The sequence below is a fragment of the Rhodobacter xanthinilyticus genome (assembly GCF_001856665.1).
Classification (GTDB): domain Bacteria; phylum Pseudomonadota; class Alphaproteobacteria; order Rhodobacterales; family Rhodobacteraceae; genus Rhodobacter; species Rhodobacter xanthinilyticus.
This window is the reverse complement of sequence record NZ_CP017781.1, coordinates 3,257,211-3,275,436: the sequence shown is the minus strand read 5'-3', so window position 1 is coordinate 3,275,436 and position 18,226 is coordinate 3,257,211. Positions and strand designations below refer to the sequence as shown.

Below are 18,226 nucleotides of genomic sequence, written 5' to 3'. Positions count from 1 at the left end.
AGATGAAAGTTCTGGACGATATCTTTGAAGCTGCGCGCGCAGACAACCGCATCATCCTTTTGCCCGAGGGCGAGGACCGGCGCATTCAGGCAGCAGCGTTGCGCGCCAAGCGCCTAGGCATTGCAACCCCCGTGCTTCTGGGAGATGTCGCCGCCATCGAACACGGCCTGCGCGAGCTTGGCGCAACGCCCGGTGAGATCGAGGTGGAAGATCCGCGCACCTGCGCCGACTACGAGGCACTGGCCCAGTCCTGGCACGCATTGCGCGCGCACAAGGGAACAACCTTGGACGAGGCGCGGCGCGCGATCGCCGACCCGATGTTGCAGGCCGCGCTGCGTGTGCGGCTCGGTCACGCCGACGGGACGGTGGGCGGCGCCGTTGCGACCACGGCGGAAACCGTTCGTGTCGCTCTGCAGGCCCTCGGCTGCGCGCCCGGCAACAGCATCGTCTCTAGCTTCTTTCTGATGATGGCCTGCGCAGACACCGCGCCGTTCAAGGGCGGGATGATCTTTTCGGATTGCGGCCTCGTGGTGTTGCCCGATGCCCGGCAACTGGCCGCGATTGCCCGCGCGGCTGCCCAAAGCTGTCGGCAGTTGCTCAAGGTCGAACCGCAGGTCGCGATGCTGTCCTTCTCGACCGCCGGATCGGCAAGCCATGAAAGCATCGACCGCATCCGCCAGGCACTCGCCATCGTGCGCGAGGAAGAGCCGGATCTGAACATTGATGGCGAGATCCAGTTCGACGCGGCCCTGGACGAGGAGATCCGCGCACGCAAGGCCCCCGGCAGCCGCCTGGCCGGGCGCCCCAACGTGTTCATCTTCCCGGATCTGGCCTCGGGCAACATCGGCTACAAGATCGCTCAGAGGCTTGGCGGGCTGCAGGCCATCGGGCCGGTTCTTCAAGGCCTTGCGCGCCCGGCGAACGATCTGTCGCGCGGCTGTTCGGTCGAGGATGTCGTCAGCGCCATCGCGATCACCGCAGTTCAGGCGCAGGTGCATCCGAAGGCGAACGGCGTCTACGGTTTGGGTTGCGCGCGGTATTACTAGACCTGCATTCCCCAAGTGGCGTGTCGTTTGAGGTGAAGATCGCCTGTATCCGAGCGCTAGACAAGGATTTTCTGCCGCAAGCGGCACCTGCGGTCGCGCAGACTGCTGGATCTGGACGGATCAGACCGCGAAGCCGCTGTTTCCTTGCCCAGGGGCGGCGTTTTTCAGCGCAGCGGACAGATCTGTCCAGCCGCTTTCGTTCAGTTTGAGCGTGGATCGCGATCATGCGCATAGCGGTGGCGCTCGCAATCGGCGGATAGCGGCGAGGATGGCGCGTACCATCGTGCCGGTGACAGCGACCTCGGCCAGCTGGAAGGTGATGGTGCGGGCGTGACGGACCACACGTGCCCCGATCTTGATCAGCTTCAGTTGCAGGCTGGTCAACGACCAGTCGGCCATGGCCTCGGGCAGCTCGATGCAGCGCAAGAAGGTGGCCAGGTTGTACGCCAGGGCGTGCAGTTGCAGCCGCACCTCATTGTCGCGGAACTTCCGGCACGACAGCCGCGTCCAGCGAAAGGCGTATTTGCCCTCTTTGATGTGCTGCTCGGCGGTGCCGCGCTGGTTGTAGAACCGCACCACCCAGTCCGGCTCCATCGGCAGGTTGGTGACGATGAAGCCGAAACGCGGGAACAGTTCGCCCGGATGCCATTCGATCTTGGCGATCACCCGGCGTTCCTTGTCCCAGGACGCCGCCTGATACTCGAATTCCTCGAAGAACCGCTTGACCTTGGTCAGTGACGGCCGCCCGACAGGGCGCGTTAGCCGATGCGCGATCTTGTCCTTGAGGACCGCGTTTGCGGGCAGCCGGATGGCGTAGAAGAACCGCGCTTCTTCCAATCGCTCATAGATCGCCGGGATCGCGTAGGCAGCATCGGCCCGGAAGAACCTGCCACCAAGGTCGCGCTCCGCGTAGCGCGCAATGACGGGGTCGAGAACATCACGCCAGCCATCGGCGCTGTGGACGTTGCCATGGCGCAGGGCGCAGCGTTCCAGCATCCCGAACTGGTTGAACAGAAAGTTGGGGTGATAGCAGCTACAGTCGAAATGGCCATTCCAGGCGGACCCTTCCTGGTCGCCATGGGTCGGGCTGACCGAGCTGTCCATGTCCAGAACGATGTACTTCAGCCCGTTACGGTCATGGAACCGGTCGATCCATTGCCCGTTCAGGTCGGCCAGCGCGGCACGGTTCCCGGCCAGAGCCAGCGTCTCGGTCTCGAACCGTCCCATCTGCGATGCCGAGGCCGCTTGTGCATCGACCGCTCTGCCGCCGACAACTTGGCGCATGACCGGATCGCAGGCGAGACGGTTGGCGTCGTTGACATCCTCGTATCCGGCCAGCCGCCCAAAGACTGATTGCCGGAACAGGCCGTCGAGCCGATGGACCGTGTTCTTGCCAGAGCGAGTATCGCGCAGCGCCGCTGACGCCAAATCGGACAACCCGAGCGCGTCATCAAGCTCGCGCATCACCAGAAGGCCGCCGTCGGAACTGAGCTGCGTGCCGCGAAATTCCAGCCGCACGCGAGGGTCGAAATCCACCCGATCTGCCCGTTGCAAGCCCGCACCCTCTGGGTGATCCATGAAACGCGCCCCTCGCAGCCTTCAACACCATGTTTTATATAGGAAATATAATGGTCAGGACAGCGAAATCAGCGCCTTACTTGGGAAATGTGGGATGAACTGTTTCTCGGCATCGACCTCAAGCAGGGATCGGAACTCCTCGCGACTTACAGCGAAGTTGTCGGGGAGGTTCCCTCACAGCTGACGACATGCTTTTCGAAGTCCCCGGTCGTGGCGCCGATGTGGGCTCATTATGCCGACAACCACCGGGGCTGCGTGATCGGCTTCGACGTGGCCGCGCTACAGGATGTTTTCCCGGATCTTCTGGTCAGGGACATCGCCTACCGCGACGGCCCGCATGAGGATCTGGTGCGGTTTACGCAGATGGCGGCCCAACGGAAAAAGCCTAGGGACGCCATGGCGCTGCGGGATGCGGTGACCTATCAACCCACATTCTCCAAGTAAGTCGCTGATTTCGCTGTCGTAATCGTGATATTTCGCATATAAATCATGGCGTTGACGGCTGCGAGGGGCGCGTTTCATGGATCACCTGGAGGGTGCGGGCTTGGCGCGGGGAGATCGGGTTGATTTCGACCGCCGTGTGCGTCTGGAGTTCCGTGGTGCGCAGATCAGTTCAGACGGTGGCCTGCTGGTGATGCGCGAGCTTGATGACGTGCTCGGCCTGTCCAATCTGGCGTCGGAGGCGCTGCGAGACAGCCGCACCGGGAAGAACACGCTCCATCGGCTTGACGGATTGTTCCGGCAATCGGTGTTCGGACGACTGGCCGGATACGAGGATGTGAACGATGCCGACCGCTTGGCCCTCGATCCCGTGATGCGTCAGGTCGTTGGCGGCAGGGCCGTCGAGGCGCAAGCTGCTTCGGCATCGCAGATGGGACGGTTCGAGACCGAGACGCTGGCTCTGGCCGCGAACCGGGCGGCGCTGGCCGATCTGAACGGCCAATGGATCGACCGGTTTCATGACCGCAACGGGTTGAAATACATCGTGCTGGACATGGACAGCTCGGTCAGCCCCACCCACGGCGATCAGGAAGGTGCTGCCTGGAACGGGCATTTCGACTGCACCTGCTATCACCCCATCTTCTTGTTCAACCAGTTTGGCATGCTGGAGCGCTGCGCCCTGCGTAACGGCAATGTCCACAGCGCCGATGGCTGGCGGGATGTCCTTGATCCCGTCATTGCCCGATATGCTGGCCGCGACCTTGGTGGACGCTTCTTCCGGGCCGACGCTGCCTACGCGATCCCCGCGATCTATATGCGGCTGGAAGAAGCCAGGTTCTTCTACGCCATCCGTCTGCCCGCCAACGCCGTCTTGCGCGAGAAGATCGCGCATCGGCTGACACGGCCCGTGGGACGGCCTTCGCTGACCAAGGTCAAACGGTTCTTCGAGGACTTCGAGTATCAGGCGGCGTCCTGGGACAAGCCGCGCCGCGTCATCGCCAAGATCGAATGGCATCCGGGCGAGCTGTTCCCCAAAGTCGGCTTCATCGTCACCAACCTGCCGATGGAGCCAGACTGGGTGGTGAGGTTCTACAACCAGCGCGGCACCGCAGAGCAGCACATCAAGGAAGGCAAATATGCCTTTCGCTGGACGCGGCTGTCATGCCGGAAGTTCCGGCACAACGAGGTGCGGCTGCAACTGCACGCGCTGGCCTACAACCTGGCAACCTTCCTGCGCTGCATCGAACTGCCCGAGGCCATGGCGGACTGGTCGTTGACCAGCCTGCAACTCAAGCTGATCAAGATCGGCGCCCGCGTCGTCCGCCACGCCCGCGCCATTACCTTCCAGTTGGCCGAGGTCGCCGTCACCGGCCCGATGGTGCGGGCCGTCCTTGCCGCCATCCGCCGTCTTCGAACGCCTCCGTCATGCGCATGACCACGATCCATGCCCAAGCTGAACGAAAGCGGCAGGACAGGTCCGTCTGCCGCGCGGAAAAGCGGCTCTGCCGGGCCAGAATGCTGCGGGTTCGAGGCTTGATCCACCCGACTTCGGCCGTTTGCGCGACGACAGACACCGCTCGGGGCGAAAAACGCTTGCCCAGCGAGCAAAATCAGGCGATCTTGAAGTCAAGCGGCAGGCCACTTGGGAAATGTCGGTTGACAATTTATCACCGATAAGTTCTATGTCCATATACTTATCGGTGATAAAGTCGCTCGCGCTTGAGCGGCACTGGAGTTTCAGGTGCACAGCTCTGCCATCATTGCCCTGCTGATCGTGGGTCTCGACGCCATGGGTCTCGGCCTCATCATGCCGGTCCTTCCGGCGCTTCTGCGCGAGCTTGTGCCGACGGAGCAGGTCGCTGGTCACTATGGTGCCTTGCTGTCGCTCTATGCGTTGATGCAGGTCGTCTTCGCGCCCCTGCTTGGACAACTTTCGGATGCTTACGGTCGGCGTCCGGTGCTTCTGGCTTCTCTCGCGGGAGCCGCAGTCGATTACACGATCATGGCATCTGCGCCGGTCCTGTGGGTGCTTTATATCGGCCGACTCGTCTCCGGCGTCACGGGAGCAACCGGAGCCGTAGCTGCCTCAACCATTGCCGATTCGACAGGGGAAGGTTCGCGCGCACAGTGGTTCGGCTACATGGGGGCCTGCTATGGTACGGGCATGATTGCCGGGCCAGCTCTTGGTGGCATGCTCGGCGGTATTTCTGCTCATGCTCCGTTTGTCGCCGCTGCCCTTCTCAACGGGATCGCGTTCCTGCTTGCCTGCATTTTCCTAAGGGAGACCCGTCGCGGCGATGGCGAGACCGGAAAGCCGGTTCGCATCAAACCATTCGTTCTGTTCCGGCTGGATGATGCGTTGCGTGGGCTGGCTGCCCTTTTCGCAGTTTTCTTCATTATTCAACTGATCGGCCAAGTGCCTGCGGCCCTATGGGTCATCTATGGCGAGGACCGTTTTCAGTGGGATACCACGACTGTTGGTTTGTCGCTTGCGGCGTTTGGAGCAACACATGCGATCTTCCAAGCGTTTGTTACCGGCCCGCTTTCAAGACGGCTTGGAGAGCGGTACACGCTACTCTTTGGCATGGCTGCGGATGCGACTGGCTTCATTCTTCTGGCTTTTGCCACGCAGGGATGGATGGTGTTCCCGATTTTGTTGCTGCTTGCCGCCGGAGGTGTTGGCATGCCGGCCTTGCAGGCAATGCTTTCGAATAATGTCAGCAACAACAAGCAGGGAGTCTTGCAGGGAACGCTTACGAGCCTCACCAATTTAAGCGCCATCGCGGGACCGCTTGGCTTTACGGCACTCTATTCTGCCACCGCCGGAGCATGGAACGGTTGGGTTTGGATTGTCGGTGCGTTTCTTTATGTAGTGTGCTTGCCAATGCTCCGCAGGCCTTTCGCCACTTCGTCGTGATTGAGATCGTAGCGGATAGGCATGGGCAGGCTGAAGAAAAATAGCAGGTTAAATCCGCCAAGCCATCAACTTAGTTTGGGGCGCATTCCACTTGCATCGTTGATCCAGACGCTTGCCGTCGCCGAACATCTCAGCTTCTACCGCGCCGCCCAGGCGCTCGGCACCAGCCAGTCTAACGTCAGCGCGAGGATCAAGGCGCTGGAGCAAGACCTCGGCATCCTTCTGTTCGAGCGCAATACCAGAGGCGTCCGCCTCACCGAGGCCGGGCGCCTCTTTGTCGAGCGGGTCGCGGTCGGCGTCAATCAACTCGACCATGCGGTGAAGACTGCTGGTATGGCGGCGTCGGGAGAGTGCGGCCGACTGCGCGTCGGTATCCATGCCCTGATGCCGCGCAGCTTTCTCGCCGAACTGATCGCGCAATACCGCGAAGACCATCCCGACATTGAGGTCGAAATCACCGAAGGCACGGCCCGCGAAGCGGTAATGCAGCTTCGCGCCGATGAGTTGGATGTGGCGTTTGTGGCGGGGGCTCCCGAACTGCCCGACTACCACGCTCGTCCGATCTGGACCGAGCCGCTGGTGGTTGTGCTGCCGGAGGATCATCGCCTTGCCGGACGACCGGAGATCACCTGGGCTGATCTGGTGGGAGAGACGTTCCTTGTTCGGCATGGCGGCACTGGACCGCAGGTTCATGACCATATCGTGCTGCGTCTGGCAGGGCTTTGGCCCGCACCGTCGATCCAGCGCTTCGACGTGGGGCGCGGAACGCTACTATCCATGGTCGGGCAGGGTTTCGGCGTCACCATCGTCAGTGCCGCCACGGCGCAGCTGCCGTCAACGGGCATCATGTTCCTGCCGTTGGCCGATGAGCCAGAGCCAGTCCCTTTCTCGGCTGTCTGGTCACCGTTCAATCGCAACGCCGCGCTGCGCAACCTGCTTATGCTCGCAGGCACGATGGGCCGCCAAGGCGATTCGCGAAGCCGACCGCGCAGTAGTAACAGGGCGACCGCGAACACCGAAGCAACCCGTCCTATATACCGCCGATAATATCCGGCAGCCCTCTCGCATCATCTTTGCTGTTGCCTGTCCCGATTTTGCCTACTCTCTGATCGGCTCCGTCCCTTTTGCAGACTGGAGCCTGGATGCGCGGAGGCCGAATCCTTTGGGGTCAAATCGCTGTCGTCTTCGCCATCGCCCTGGTGATGGTGTGGGCAGCGACGCAATGGACGGCGTTCCGCCTCGGCTTCCAGCCGCAGCTTGGAGCGCCATGGTTCGAGCTGGCGGGCCTGCCGATCTATTACCCGCCCGCCTTCTTCTGGTGGTGGTTTTCGTTCGACGCCTACGCGCCCGCGATCTTCGTCGAGGGCGGCATCATCGCGGTATCGGGCGGCTTCCTCGCCATCGCCGCCGCCATCCTCATGTCGATCATCCGGGCGCGGGAGGCGCGCAACGTCGCCACATATGGATCGGCGCGATGGGCCGAGGACCGGGAAATCCGCGATCAAAGCTACTTCTCGAAATATCTCGAATGGAGCTACGAACAGGAGGTTCGGGCGGTCAATTTTGAAGACTATGTTGAGGATATCCACGGTCACAAGATCCTTTTCGTTCCTGGGTCGTGCGTGGCCGTCGTGATTGCAGGCGCCAAATCGACCGACGCCACGAAAACTTCCTTGCGCGAGGCGGCGACCGAACTCGACGCGCATTTTTATAACGAAACGATCGGCCGCAGCTTCCCAACACCCTATCTGGTAGACGAGGCCAATGAGGCCCGCATATTCGCAGACGGCGTCATTGCTATCCCGGCCGGAACTTGCGCGGAATGCGGAGAGCCGATGAAGGCCAGGGGCGAGTTGTGTCCGTGGTGTGCCATCGATGACGCCGACCGGCTGAATGCTGCGGGAAACAACCCGTTCAGGATTCTGGACAGTCATGGGCTGTTGGAGGACTATTTCAGAAACTTCCCGGTCCGGCCGCGCGCTCCCTACAGTTAGCTGACGAGCCCGGCAGCATACCCGCTACGGCCTATTCTCTCCGGCTCTTCGCGTACCGCCCTTGCCGTGGCCATGGCGTCTGCTGTTCGTCAACGAGACGCCCCGGCCAGTACGGGTTGTGAAGGACCTGAACCGAGGAGCCGCCCACCACGACGGCACCGGCCTTTGGGTCGATGTGTTGACGCAAGTCCGCTCTCTGCCCGCGGGCCGTTTTAGCGGCCTGCTCGCCGCATCTCGCATGAACGACTGTTTTGCCCATTTTGCCGCAGCCGCCATGCCGCAGTGCCGTCAGACTGCTCCCCGCCCTCCACGTCGCTACACTGGCATCTCTCAAGGCAGAACCTTCACCTCACCGCGCCGCACCTCGTCGAGAATTGAGATCAGTTCTGGCGGTTCAAGGACCTCGACATCGTTGCCCCAGATGATCAGGTGCCAGGCCATCTCGACCCAACCGCTGGCCGTGAATTCCACGAGAAGGCTGCCATCGGCCATGTCGGTCAGAACCTGTGTTGGATGAAACACGAATTCGCGCGCTACTGGCGCCGCACGCGAAGTGAAGCGCCAACGCACGAGGCCGTGTTCCTCCTCGGAAAAGTATGAGCCGAAAGCGAAGGTGCTGTAAGTCTCGATGTCGAAATCAGGGTCTCGCGCGAAGAGCGTTGCGGTGCCTTGGATTTTGCTGATCCGATCCAAACGGTATTGCTTGTACTGCCGATCATCTGGCCCATCGCGGGCCACAAGGTAATGTCGCGTGCCGACAATCACACCATGCGGCTCGACAAGCTTGGTACGAGGTTCCGGATTGCGTGCACTGGTGTAGGTGATCTCGTGTCAACGGCGGAGTAAAATTGGGCCACGGGGCGGCGCAAAATTGGGCCACTTTGGGTTTGCGCGAGACGCGGCTGATGGGCGGCGGCCAGTCAGCCGCGCTCTCCATATAGCTTGCGGGTGACTGGCCGCCTTGGACCGTCAGGTCCAAGTCTGATACTTTGGATCAGGTGTTGTCGCCGGTCTTGCGCGCGCGACTTTGCGCGAGGCGATAGCTTTCGCCGTTCATCTCGAGGATGTTGACGTGGTGGGTCAACCGGTCGAGGAGCGCGCCGGTCAGCCGCTCGGTGCCGAAGGTCTCGGTCCATTCATCGAAGGGCAGATTGCTGGTGATCAGCGTGGCACCGCGCTCGTAGCGCTGGGAGATCATCTCAAAAAGCAGCTCGGCGCCGGTCTTTGACAGGGGCACGAACCCGAGCTCGTCGATGATCAGCAGCTTGACGGCAGCCATCTGCTTCTGGACGCGCAGCAGCCGACGTTCGTCTCGCGCCTCCATCAGCTCGTTGACCAGCGCGGCGGCGGTGGTGAAGCTGACAGACATGCCCTTCTGGCAGGCCGCCAACCCGAGGCCCAAGGCAATGTGGGTCTTGCCGGTTCCGCTGGGGCCAAGGGCGATCACGTTCTCACGCCGTTCGATCCATTCGCAGCGCGCCAGTTCCAGCACCTGCATCTTGTTCAGCTTCGGGATCGCCTTGAAGTCGAAGCTGTCGAGGCTTTTGGTGGCCGGGAACTTCGCAGCCTTGATGCGGCGCTCGACCATCCGCCGCTCGCGGTCAATGAGTTCCAGTTCAACGAGGCGCGACAGGAATTGGACATGGTCCAACCCTTCGGCGGCGCATTGGCGCGCAACCTTCTCGTGTTCCCGCAGGAAGGTGGGCAGCTTCAGCGTCTTCAGATGGTGGGCAAGCAGGATCTTCGGAGCCTCGCTCATTCCGCCGCCTCCGACATCAAGGCCATGTAGCTGGCCGCACGCGTCGTCTCGACGTTCGCCCGCGGCAGGTAGGGGTAGACATCGAGATCAAGCCTTGGGGGGCGCTTCTCGACCTGGCAAAGCACGAGGTGCTTCACGGCGTCAAAGCCGACCGCGCCCAGCTTCAGGGCCTTCTTCACGGCGGCATGCAGGTCATCCATGCCAAAGGTCTCAAGCAGCCGCAGCACCTGCACATACTCGCGGCGCCCCATCTTGAGCATGCGCGCCTCCATCAGGCGGCGCAAAGTCTGGAACTCTTCGGGCAGGTCCCATTCCGCCAGAGGCGCAGCCTGGTCCAAGGCATTGATCTTGCGCTCGATCAGCGGGAGGTAGTGAACCGGGTCGAAGATCATGTCCTCGCGATCGTAACAGCGCGGGTGTCGGGCGATCACCTCCCCGCGACAGCCGATCACGACCTCATCGACATAGCCGCGGATCCAGACATCCTGATGGCCATAGGCGACCGGGACCGAGTAATCGTTGGTGTCATAGCGCACGAGCGACTGCGAGCTGACCCTGCCGCTCGCTTGGTCGCAGGCGTCGAACGGGGCAGTAGGCAATGGGCGCATCGCCGCCAGATCGCGCTGCAGCCTCTCGCCGATCGTCTCCTTGTGACCCCGAAGAATGCGCGTGAGGCGTGCGCAGCACTGCCCTTCAAGGTCGGCGTTGAAGGCGTCCCAACTGGCAAAGTGGGGGATCGGCACCATGTGGTTGCGGCGGGCGTAGCCGACCATCCCCTCGACAGCGCCCTTGTCGTTCCCCTTCCCGGGCCGACCATAGCGATCCCGAAACAGGTAATGCGACTGCAAGCCGCTGAACAGCGTGGCGCGGATGCGCGTGCCATCTGGCTGGATCTTCGAGACCAGGCAGCGGTCGTTATCGTAGAGCACCGACTGCGGCACCCCGCCGAAGAAGGCAAAGGCGCGGACATGCCCGTCTATCCAGGCCTCCGCCGTCGCCGCCGGATAGGCCCGGACGAAATAGGCATCGCTGTGCGGCAGGTCGATGACAAAGAAATGCGCCTTCTGCTCGACACCGGCGATGACGACGACCGCTTCGCCAAAATCGGCCTGAGCATGGCCCGGCGGATGGGCCAGTGGCACGAACATCTCCCGTGTCCGCCGCTCACGCTCACGCACGTAATCCTTGACGATCGTATAGCCGCCGGTGAAGCCATGCTCGGCCTGAAGCCGTTCCCATATCCGCTTGGCCGTATGACGCTGCTTGCGATGCACCGCCTTGTCGGCTTCAAGCCAGGCGTCAATGAACTCGGTGAACCCGTCCAGCTTCGGCCGCCTGATCGGCTTGTCCCGCCGGTAGCCAGGCGGCACCGAGAAGGCCAACATCTTCTCAACCGTCCCGCGCGAAATGTTGAAATGCTTCGCCGCCGCCCGCGCGCTCATGCCCTCGGCACACGCCAAGCGAACCTTCTTGTAAAGTTCCACGGTATAAATCTCCCCACCCTCCCTGCTGCCGCAAGAAGGGAAAAGTGGCAGGATTTTACTCCGCCCGCAGCGAGACGATCCCGCCGCTACCGTGGCCTAATTTTGCACCGCCGTTTCCACCATCAGCCCCAAAAAGAGGGCGAGGGCGACGAGACCAGGCGTATATTTTTCAACTAGCAGACCAGCAATTGCGAGAACAAAATCTCTCGTCGCGTCTCCTATTTTCACCACGTTTGACCACATTCTTCTTCGTCCTTATCCCGTCGTATTGGGGCGCAAACGCGCTATCCTTCATCCAATGCTCTTATGCCCCGTCGAGGACGGTAGCGATGCTTTGTGTCCATGCTGACTTGAATGCCGGATCCGAGGCAAAAAGCTTGTATAGTTCCAGCTCTTCCTTCCGGCGTTTCAGCATGACTTCATGTAGAATCTTTTCAAATGCTAGACTGCGGTTGAACGGATCAGAATTCGCCTCATACTTATCGCGGTAGTCGGGGTGCGACCGGATGCTGTTCACGACATTGATGAACTTCACCCGTTGTTCTTCCGGTGTGGCGCTCCACCCCTGAAACCATCGTTCGTTGAAGGACCGGATGATCTCGTCGAGGGGGTCTTTCTCGGGTTCACCATCGCGGTAGCCCCGCGGGTTGGGGTTCTGGGGTTCGAGTTCGGTTGGGGATGCGTCGAGACCGATCGTGTGGTTCAGTTTGGTCCGCTCCAGACCATAAGAGGATAGGTCGACGGCCTCCAGCAACTCGTCCAGCATGTCCTGGTCCGGATCCTTGATCTTCAGCTTTGGTACCAGGAACTTCAGGAACCAGAAGAGCTTCTCCCATTCCAGAACCTCGAACGGCATGATCGACGCCATCTGGCCATAGATCTTGACGAACTGCCGCGCCTTGATCTTGAAGTCGATCTTGTCCTTCTCGGCTAGTTCCAGTTGCTGGTTGAACCGATCGGCCGCCACGTCGATCAACGGGCTGAGCGTCTGAGCATCCTCACCCGCGAAGTAGCGCGTGACGAACTCTTCGACCTCCTGCCATTCGTATACGCCGACCTGGTCAAGCGATCCCTTCAGCTCGTGAAGGACATTCACATCCGTTGCGGATGAAAGGGTGGTGACAGTGTAGAAGGGGTCGAAGGCCGCCTTGATGTCGGTCACGTCGTTGAAGAAGTCCAGGATGAACAGGTCCTCGGTCCGTTTGCCGAGTTTCGGTGCCGAACGGTTCAGCCGTGACAGCGCCTGCACAGCGAGGACGTACTGCAGCTTCTTGTCCACATACATCGTGGTCAGTTTCGGCTGGTCGAAACCGGTCAGATACTTGTTGGCCACCACCAACAGCCGGTAGTCGTCCTCGTCGAACCGGTCCCGCGTGTCGGCTTCGGGAAAGCCGTTCATCTCGGCTTCGGTGTAGGTCACCCCGTCCACGACCTTCTCGCCCGAGAATGCGATCAGCGCCTTGAACGGGTTTCCCCGGTCCGCGAGCAGCTTGGTCACCGCCTTGTAGTAGCGAATGGCCGCCTCGATGTTTTGGGTGACGATCATCCCCTTGGCCTTGCCGCGCAGCTTTTTCGGCGTCACCACGTGCTCGATGAAATGGTCGAGCATGATCTCGGCCTTGGTGTTGATCGTCTGCTGGCTCCGCTCGACATAGGCGCGCAGCTTCTTCTGGGCCTTCTTCGTGTCGAACAGGGGGTTGTCGGCAATCGACTTCTGGATCTCGTAATAGCTCTTGTAGGTCGTGTAATTCGCCAAAACGTTGAGGATGAAGCCTTCCTCGATGGCCTGCTTCATGCTGTAGAGGTGGAAGGGCTTAAAACTGCCGTCGGGCTGGCGCTCGCCGAACTTTTCCAGCGTCGTGTTCTTGGGCGTGGCCGTGAAGGCGAAATACGAGGCGTTGCCGCGCATCTTGCGCGACTGCATCGCTGCGAGGATCCGGTCCTGCGGGTCATCCTCGTCCGGGTCCTGATCGCCCGCACCCATCGCGCGGTTCATGTTGTCATGCGCGCTGCCGCTTTGGCCGCTGTGGGCCTCGTCGATGATCACCGCGAACCGCTTGTCGCTCAGGTCGGCGATCCCCTCGATGATGAAAGGGAACTTCTGGATCGTGGTGATGATGATCTTCTTGCCGTTCTCCAGCGCCGATTTCAGATCTGCCGACCGCAGCGCCGGGGCGACGATGTTCTTGACCTCGGAGAAATCCTTGATGTTCTCGCGCAGCTGCTTGTCCAGAAGCCGCCGGTCGGTCACCACGATCACGCTGTCGAACAGCGGCTGGTCCAGCCCCTTGGCGCCCGGAATGCCCACCTTGGCTGGATAGGTCTCGATCAGCTGATAGGCGGTCCAGGTGATCGAGTTCGACTTGCCCGAACCCGCCGAGTGCTGGATCAGGTAGCTGTGCCCCACGCCGGTCGTTGCCGCATGGGTCAGCAGGCGGCGCACCACCTCCAACTGGTGATAGCGCGGAAAGATCATCGACTTCTTGGCCAGCGGGTCAGTCGCCTTGCCCTCCAGCAGCACGAAATGCTGGATGATGCCCGCAAGGCTTTCCTTGGTGAAAACCTCTTCCCACAGATAGGCGGTCTTGTGGCCCTTCGGGTTGGGCGGGTTGCCTTCGCCCTGTTCATGGCCCTTGTTGAAGGGCAGGAAGAATGTCGCAGGCCCGGCCAGTTTCGTGGTCATGAACACCTCGTCGGTGTCCACGGCCATATGCACCAGCGCGCGGCCGAACTGCAGCAGGGGCTGGGTGGCGTCGCGGCCGTCGCGATACTGCTTTTGGCCGTGATAGCGGGCGGTCTGGCCGGTCCAGGCGTTCTTCAACTCGATGGTGATCAGCGGCAACCCGTTGAGGAAGAGGACCATGTCGATCTCTTCGCCCGGGTTGGTCTGCGAATAGCGGACTTGCCGGGTCACGCTGAAGATATTGGCGGCGAAGTTTTCGTGGACCTTGGCGGCGGAACTGGCCAGCGGCGCGGGGTACATCAGCGCGAAGAAGGCGTCATCGACGGCGAGGCCCTTTTTCAGCAGATGCAGCACGCCGTTCTTCTTGATCAGACGGTCGAAGCGTTCAAGGACTTTGCGCTGCCAGTCGCCGGGATTGCGGGCCTTCAGCTTGGCCAGCTCTTTGCCTTGGGTGGTTTCCAGAAACTCCCAGAACAGCCGGGTGTCGAGCGCGTATTCGGCGTCGAAATCGGCGGGCAGGCCAAGACGGAAGGGGCCGTGACCCTCCGGCGCGGGTTGGCCGGCCAGCTCTTCGGTCGTCAGGCCCGTCAGGTGCCGCTGGATCGCCTGTTCCAGTGCCACTTCCTTGGTGTTGCTGACCATGATCCCCCCCTACGCCACCTTGATCTTGCCCGTGACCGCCGCGTTGATCAGGCTGGTCTTGTATTCCTTGAGCGCGGCGATCTGGTCTTCCTTGATGGCAATGCCATTATCGATCCTCTCGCAGCCAGCCCGAATATGGGCTGCGATTTCTGCCTGTTCATTGAGTGGCGGAAGGAAAAGGTCCACTTTCGAGAAGTTGTCGAAGTTCAGGTCTTGCCCATCCCGAATGAAGCTTCCGGTGACCTGCAGTGCCTTGATGTATCGCGGGCTCTTGAACAGATAGCCGAAGAAATCCGCGTTAACAGGCTGCAGCGGCTGCAGGATCACGTAGGATGATCGAATACAGCCTGTCGCAAATGCCCGCTCCAACCCACCCTGAAAGCTGCGCATGCTGATAACGAAATCATCGAGTTCGACATGCTTCCGCTTTTCGAGATTGGTTTGGATCTTGACCACGCGGCGCCCAACGAGCTCCTCAAACTCATCCTGCGGGATCACACCGTAGGATTGCGTTGCCGAAAGCTGGACGTCGTCCTTCCGCGCAAGTTCCTTGCGCTGAGTGAAGACATACTTGCTTCGCCGTACCTCCCAATGCTCGGGGATTTGGCCGATCCAGTCGATGCCGCTGTCTTTCATCGGGGCGGCGGGGTTCAGGCCGCGGGTGACGGCCTGTTGGATCAGGATCTGCCGCCGCTCGCGCAACAGCGCGATCTGCTCTTCCTTGATCCGCACCGCCTCGTCCACCTTGGCGCATTTCTCATCCAGAAACGCCGCGATGGCGCGTTGTTCCTCGGGTGAAGGCAACGCCATGATGATGGCGCGCATCTCGTCGTATCTGGTCGTCCAAAGGTCTGCAACGATCCCGTGGCCCATCCGGTAATACTCTTCCACGAATGCGTGTGACTTGAGAATATGGTTGCAGAACTCCGGCAATATGCCCTTGGGTTTCAAAACGATATTGATCAACGAAACTGAGCCGTCTAGCGGGGACACACCGCTTGAACCTTTGCGGTCTGATCGGCTGTTGATCACGAAATCCCCTGCATTCACGAGCTTTCGGTTGTCTCCATCGTTCGTCTTTGCTGCATTCTCCAACTGCGGAAGAATGCCGTTCTTGGTGACAGACAGGGCCTCGAAGTCTTTGTCAGATACTTTGGATTTTCTTTCATCAAACAAGCCGCCAAGGCGCGTCAGCGCCCAAGAGCTCGGCACATCGCCAAGCCACTCAACGCCGCTGTCCTTGTAGCTGTCATAGGTCGGCCAGGCGGCAAGCGTCATCACACCGCCTCCGACAGATCGGCAGGCTTCACCCCCAGGATATCGGCGATCAGGCCATCCGCCTTTTGCTCCAGCGCCAGAATGTCCCGCGTCACGTCATCCAGGCTGCGCAGTGGCTTGTGGCGGTAGAAATACTTGTTGAAGCTGATCTCGTAGCCGATCTTGACCGTGTCGAGGTTGATCCAGGCCTCGGCCACATGCGGCTTCACCTCGGCCTTGAAATAGCGGTGGATGCTGTCCTTCAGCGGCACCGCCTCGCTATCGCGCAGGTCGGTGCTGGATTCGTAGGTCAGGTAACAGCCATCCGGTTGGGCATAAAGACCGAAGTCGCCCAACTCGTCGATGCCGCAGCCCAGCCGCGCCGCGGCCGCCTCCAGCTCTGCCTTGGAATAGCGCTGGATGCTGTCGATCACCTTTTCCGCATCATCGGCATACCAGCTGACGGCGTTCAGGATCGCGTTCTTCTCAGAGGCGGTCAGCTTGATCTTGCGGGCCTTCAGCACTTGGCCCACATTATCGCGGAAGGCGCTGAAATCTGCCGTCTCCTCGGTGCCCACGGCCTGCATCAGCTGATGGCCGACCCCGATCAGATCGCGCTGGCGAAGCCAGAGTGAGGTGTCGACCAGTTTGCCACGCTGCTTGGCGTTCAGCGCGATCTCCTGCTCCTCGCACCAGGCCTGGATCGCCTTGGCTTGGGCCTTCAAGAAGCCGGGTTCATAGACCTTGTCGCCATGTTCGGCCCACAGATGCTCCATCGGTTCGCGCAGGGATTTGTCAAAGCGCAGGGGTTCCAGCCGTTCGGCGCTGAACTGCGCGCGGCGGCGGTCGGGGCGTTCGATGGTGACCTTGTGATAGCCGAAATCGGTGTTATCGAAGATCTGCACCGCGATGCCGGTGGGATCGCCGTTGGCATCAAGCTGCCGTTCGACCGGCTGAAAGGCCATGTAGGCGGCGATGATATCGTCGATATGCTCCGGGGCGAATTCGCAGTTCTTGTCGCCAAGGTTCTTGCGCAGCTTGCGGAACATCAGGTTGGCGTCGATCAACTGCACCCGGCCGCGCCGCCCCTCGGGCTTGGCGTTGGTCAGAAGCCAGATGTAGGTGGTGATGCCGGTGTTGTAGAACAGGTTGTTCGGCAGCTGGATGATGGTGTCCAGCATGTCGTTTTCGATGATGAAGCGGCGGATGTTGGACTCGCCGCTGCCCGCGTCGCCGGTGAACAGGCTGGACCCGTTGTGGACGGAGGCGATGCGCGAGCCGATGGCGCTATTGGCGATGGGCTTCATCTTGCCCACCATTTCCATCAGGAACAGAAGCTGGCCGTCGCTGGAGCGGGGCGTGGCATCGACGGTTTCCGTCTTCCCCCAATAATCGGACAGTTCGACCTGGAAGCGCGGGTCGATGACGTCGTTGCCGTCCTTGATGTGCTTCAGGTCGCTCTTCCAGCTTTTGCCGTAGGGCGGGTTAGACAACATGAAGTCGAAGCGATTGCCCGAGAATTCGTCGGTGGCAAGGGTCGAGCCGACCTTGATGTTCTCGGGGTTGTTGCCCTTGATCATCATGTCGGATTTGCAGATGGCATAGGTCTCGTCGTTGATTTCCTTGCCATAAAGGTAGACGTCGCCCTTGGCCGCGATGGGGCCTTCGGGTTCCTTGATGTAGTTCTGGGCCTCCGTCAGCATCCCGCCGCTGCCGCAGGCTGGGTCGTAGATCGTCATCACCGGCGGCAGTTGTCCGCTGATCGGGTCGAAGATGAGGTGGGTCATCAGATGGATGACCTCACGCGGGGTGAAATGCTCCCCGGCTTCCTCGTTGTTCTCTTCGTTGAACTTGCGGATCAGCTCTTCGAAGACATAGCCCATGCCGAGGTTCGACAGGCCGGGCATCATGTTGCCGTCCGGGTCTTCGGCGTCGTGCGGCGTCAGGTTGATGTAGGGCGAGATGAACTTCTCGAGGACGTCGAGCAGGACCTGCTTGTTCGCCATATGCCGCATCTGCTCGAGCAGCTTGAAGCGGGCGATGATCTCTTTGACGTTGTCGCTGAAGCCGCCGAGATATTCCTCGACGTTTGCCAACAGGATCTGCTGGTTGTTCGTGGCCGTGGCGTAGAGCTGTTTCAGGGTCCACTTGCTGGTGTTGTAGAACACGTATCCCGAGGCAGCGGTCAGCGGGGCATCGTCAAGCTCCGTCGCCTTCATCTCCTCACGCTGGAAGCGTACTTCCTCGAGGACGGCCGCCTTGGTGGGTTCCAGCAGCGTGTCGAGGCGGCGCAGGACGACCATCGGCAGGATGACGTCCCGATACTTGCCGCGCACATAGACGTCACGAAGGCAGTCGTCTGCAATGGACCAGATGAAAGAGATGAGCTTGTTGTGGGCGGCCTGGTTCAAAGTGCTAACTCGTT

At 60.9% G+C, this 18,226-nt stretch carries 12 protein-coding genes and 1 pseudogene; 6 read left to right on the top strand and 7 right to left on the bottom strand.

The genetic code is table 11. The annotated features are described in order from the left end of the window. Positions 1–2: 2 nt before the first annotated feature. On the top strand, positions 3–1,046 hold the full coding sequence (gene pta / locus LPB142_RS15870) for a phosphate acetyltransferase (protein WP_071166958.1): 1,044 nt from the start codon (positions 3–5) through the stop codon (positions 1,044–1,046). Between the two features lie 222 nt (positions 1,047–1,268). On the opposite strand, the gene LPB142_RS15865 is transcribed toward pta, so the two are convergent. Then, positions 1,269–2,624, bottom strand: a complete 1,356-nt coding sequence (locus tag LPB142_RS15865) for an IS1380-like element IS1247 family transposase (protein ID WP_083392702.1) — start codon at positions 2,622–2,624, stop codon at positions 1,269–1,271. 87 nt (positions 2,625–2,711) lie between these two features. Between LPB142_RS15865 and LPB142_RS15860 the strand changes: the two genes are divergently transcribed. The 5 genes and pseudogenes from LPB142_RS15860 to LPB142_RS18585 all read left to right on the top strand — a co-directional run. Then, positions 2,712–3,068: a DUF2971 domain-containing protein gene (locus LPB142_RS15860; protein ID WP_071166957.1), complete on the top strand. Its 357-nt coding sequence runs from the start codon at positions 2,712–2,714 to the stop codon at positions 3,066–3,068. Positions 3,069–3,144: 76 nt separating this feature from the next. Next, positions 3,145–4,500 carry an IS1380-like element ISPme1 family transposase gene (locus LPB142_RS15855; protein ID WP_012112698.1) on the top strand — a complete coding sequence of 452 codons (1,356 nt, stop codon included), beginning with the start codon at positions 3,145–3,147 and terminating at the stop codon, positions 4,498–4,500. A 306-nt stretch (positions 4,501–4,806) separates the two neighbouring features. Further along, positions 4,807–5,982, top strand: coding sequence for a tetracycline efflux MFS transporter Tet(G) (gene tet(G), locus LPB142_RS15850; protein ID WP_071166956.1), 1,176 nt, complete (start codon positions 4,807–4,809; stop codon positions 5,980–5,982). A gap of 21 nt (positions 5,983–6,003) precedes the next feature. Beyond that, positions 6,004–7,029, top strand: coding sequence for a LysR family transcriptional regulator (locus LPB142_RS15845; protein WP_071166955.1), 1,026 nt, complete (start codon positions 6,004–6,006; stop codon positions 7,027–7,029). 95 nt (positions 7,030–7,124) lie between these two features. Next, positions 7,125–7,478 (top strand): annotated as a pseudogene (locus LPB142_RS18585) (conjugal transfer protein TraG); the annotation flags it as partial. A gap of 828 nt (positions 7,479–8,306) precedes the next feature. On the opposite strand, the gene LPB142_RS15835 reads toward LPB142_RS18585, so the two are convergent. The 6 genes from LPB142_RS15835 to LPB142_RS15810 all read right to left on the bottom strand — a co-directional run bounded on the left by LPB142_RS15835 (position 8,307) and on the right by LPB142_RS15810 (position 18,212). Beyond that, positions 8,307–8,801, bottom strand: coding sequence for a helix-turn-helix transcriptional regulator (locus tag LPB142_RS15835; RefSeq protein WP_083392711.1), 495 nt, complete (start codon positions 8,799–8,801; stop codon positions 8,307–8,309). A 169-nt stretch (positions 8,802–8,970) separates the two neighbouring features. Further along, a complete protein-coding gene (gene istB / locus LPB142_RS15830) occupies positions 8,971–9,735 on the bottom strand; it encodes an IS21-like element helper ATPase IstB (RefSeq protein ID WP_071165181.1) in 765 nt (254 codons plus the stop codon). After that, a complete protein-coding gene (gene istA / locus LPB142_RS15825) occupies positions 9,732–11,219 on the bottom strand; it encodes an IS21 family transposase (protein ID WP_071165182.1) in 1,488 nt (495 codons plus the stop codon). Before istA ends, istB begins: the two co-directional genes overlap by 4 nt. 304 nt (positions 11,220–11,523) lie before the next feature. Beyond that, positions 11,524–14,544 (bottom strand): type I restriction endonuclease subunit R, encoded by a 3,021-nt coding sequence (locus LPB142_RS15820; protein ID WP_071166952.1) that lies wholly within the window; start codon positions 14,542–14,544, stop codon positions 11,524–11,526. 9 nt (positions 14,545–14,553) lie between these two features. Further along, positions 14,554–15,822: a restriction endonuclease subunit S gene (locus LPB142_RS15815; RefSeq protein ID WP_156894400.1), complete on the bottom strand. Its 1,269-nt coding sequence runs from the start codon at positions 15,820–15,822 to the stop codon at positions 14,554–14,556. Next, positions 15,822–18,212, bottom strand: coding sequence for a type I restriction-modification system subunit M (locus LPB142_RS15810; RefSeq protein ID WP_071166951.1), 2,391 nt, complete (start codon positions 18,210–18,212; stop codon positions 15,822–15,824). Before LPB142_RS15810 ends, LPB142_RS15815 begins: the two co-directional genes overlap by 1 nt. Positions 18,213–18,226: the final 14 nt, after the last annotated feature.

Bases quoted from the DNA above. Each gene is read 5' to 3' on its own strand.
- LPB142_RS15860 (WP_071166957.1), top strand. From the start codon at position 2,712: ATGTGGGATGAACTGTTTCTCGGCATCGACCTCAAGCAGGGATCGGAA.
- LPB142_RS15845 (WP_071166955.1), top strand. From the start codon at position 6,004: ATGGGCAGGCTGAAGAAAAATAGCAGGTTAAATCCGCCAAGCCATCAA.
- LPB142_RS15865 (WP_083392702.1), bottom strand. From the start codon at position 2,624: ATGGATCACCCAGAGGGTGCGGGCTTGCAACGGGCAGATCGGGTGGAT.
- LPB142_RS15815 (WP_156894400.1), bottom strand. From the start codon at position 15,822: ATGACGCTTGCCGCCTGGCCGACCTATGACAGCTACAAGGACAGCGGC.
- LPB142_RS15855 (WP_012112698.1), top strand. From the start codon at position 3,145: ATGGATCACCTGGAGGGTGCGGGCTTGGCGCGGGGAGATCGGGTTGAT.
- pta (WP_071166958.1), top strand. From the start codon at position 3: ATGAAAGTTCTGGACGATATCTTTGAAGCTGCGCGCGCAGACAACCGC.
- LPB142_RS15820 (WP_071166952.1), bottom strand. From the start codon at position 14,544: ATGGTCAGCAACACCAAGGAAGTGGCACTGGAACAGGCGATCCAGCGG.
- istB (WP_071165181.1), bottom strand. From the start codon at position 9,735: ATGAGCGAGGCTCCGAAGATCCTGCTTGCCCACCATCTGAAGACGCTG.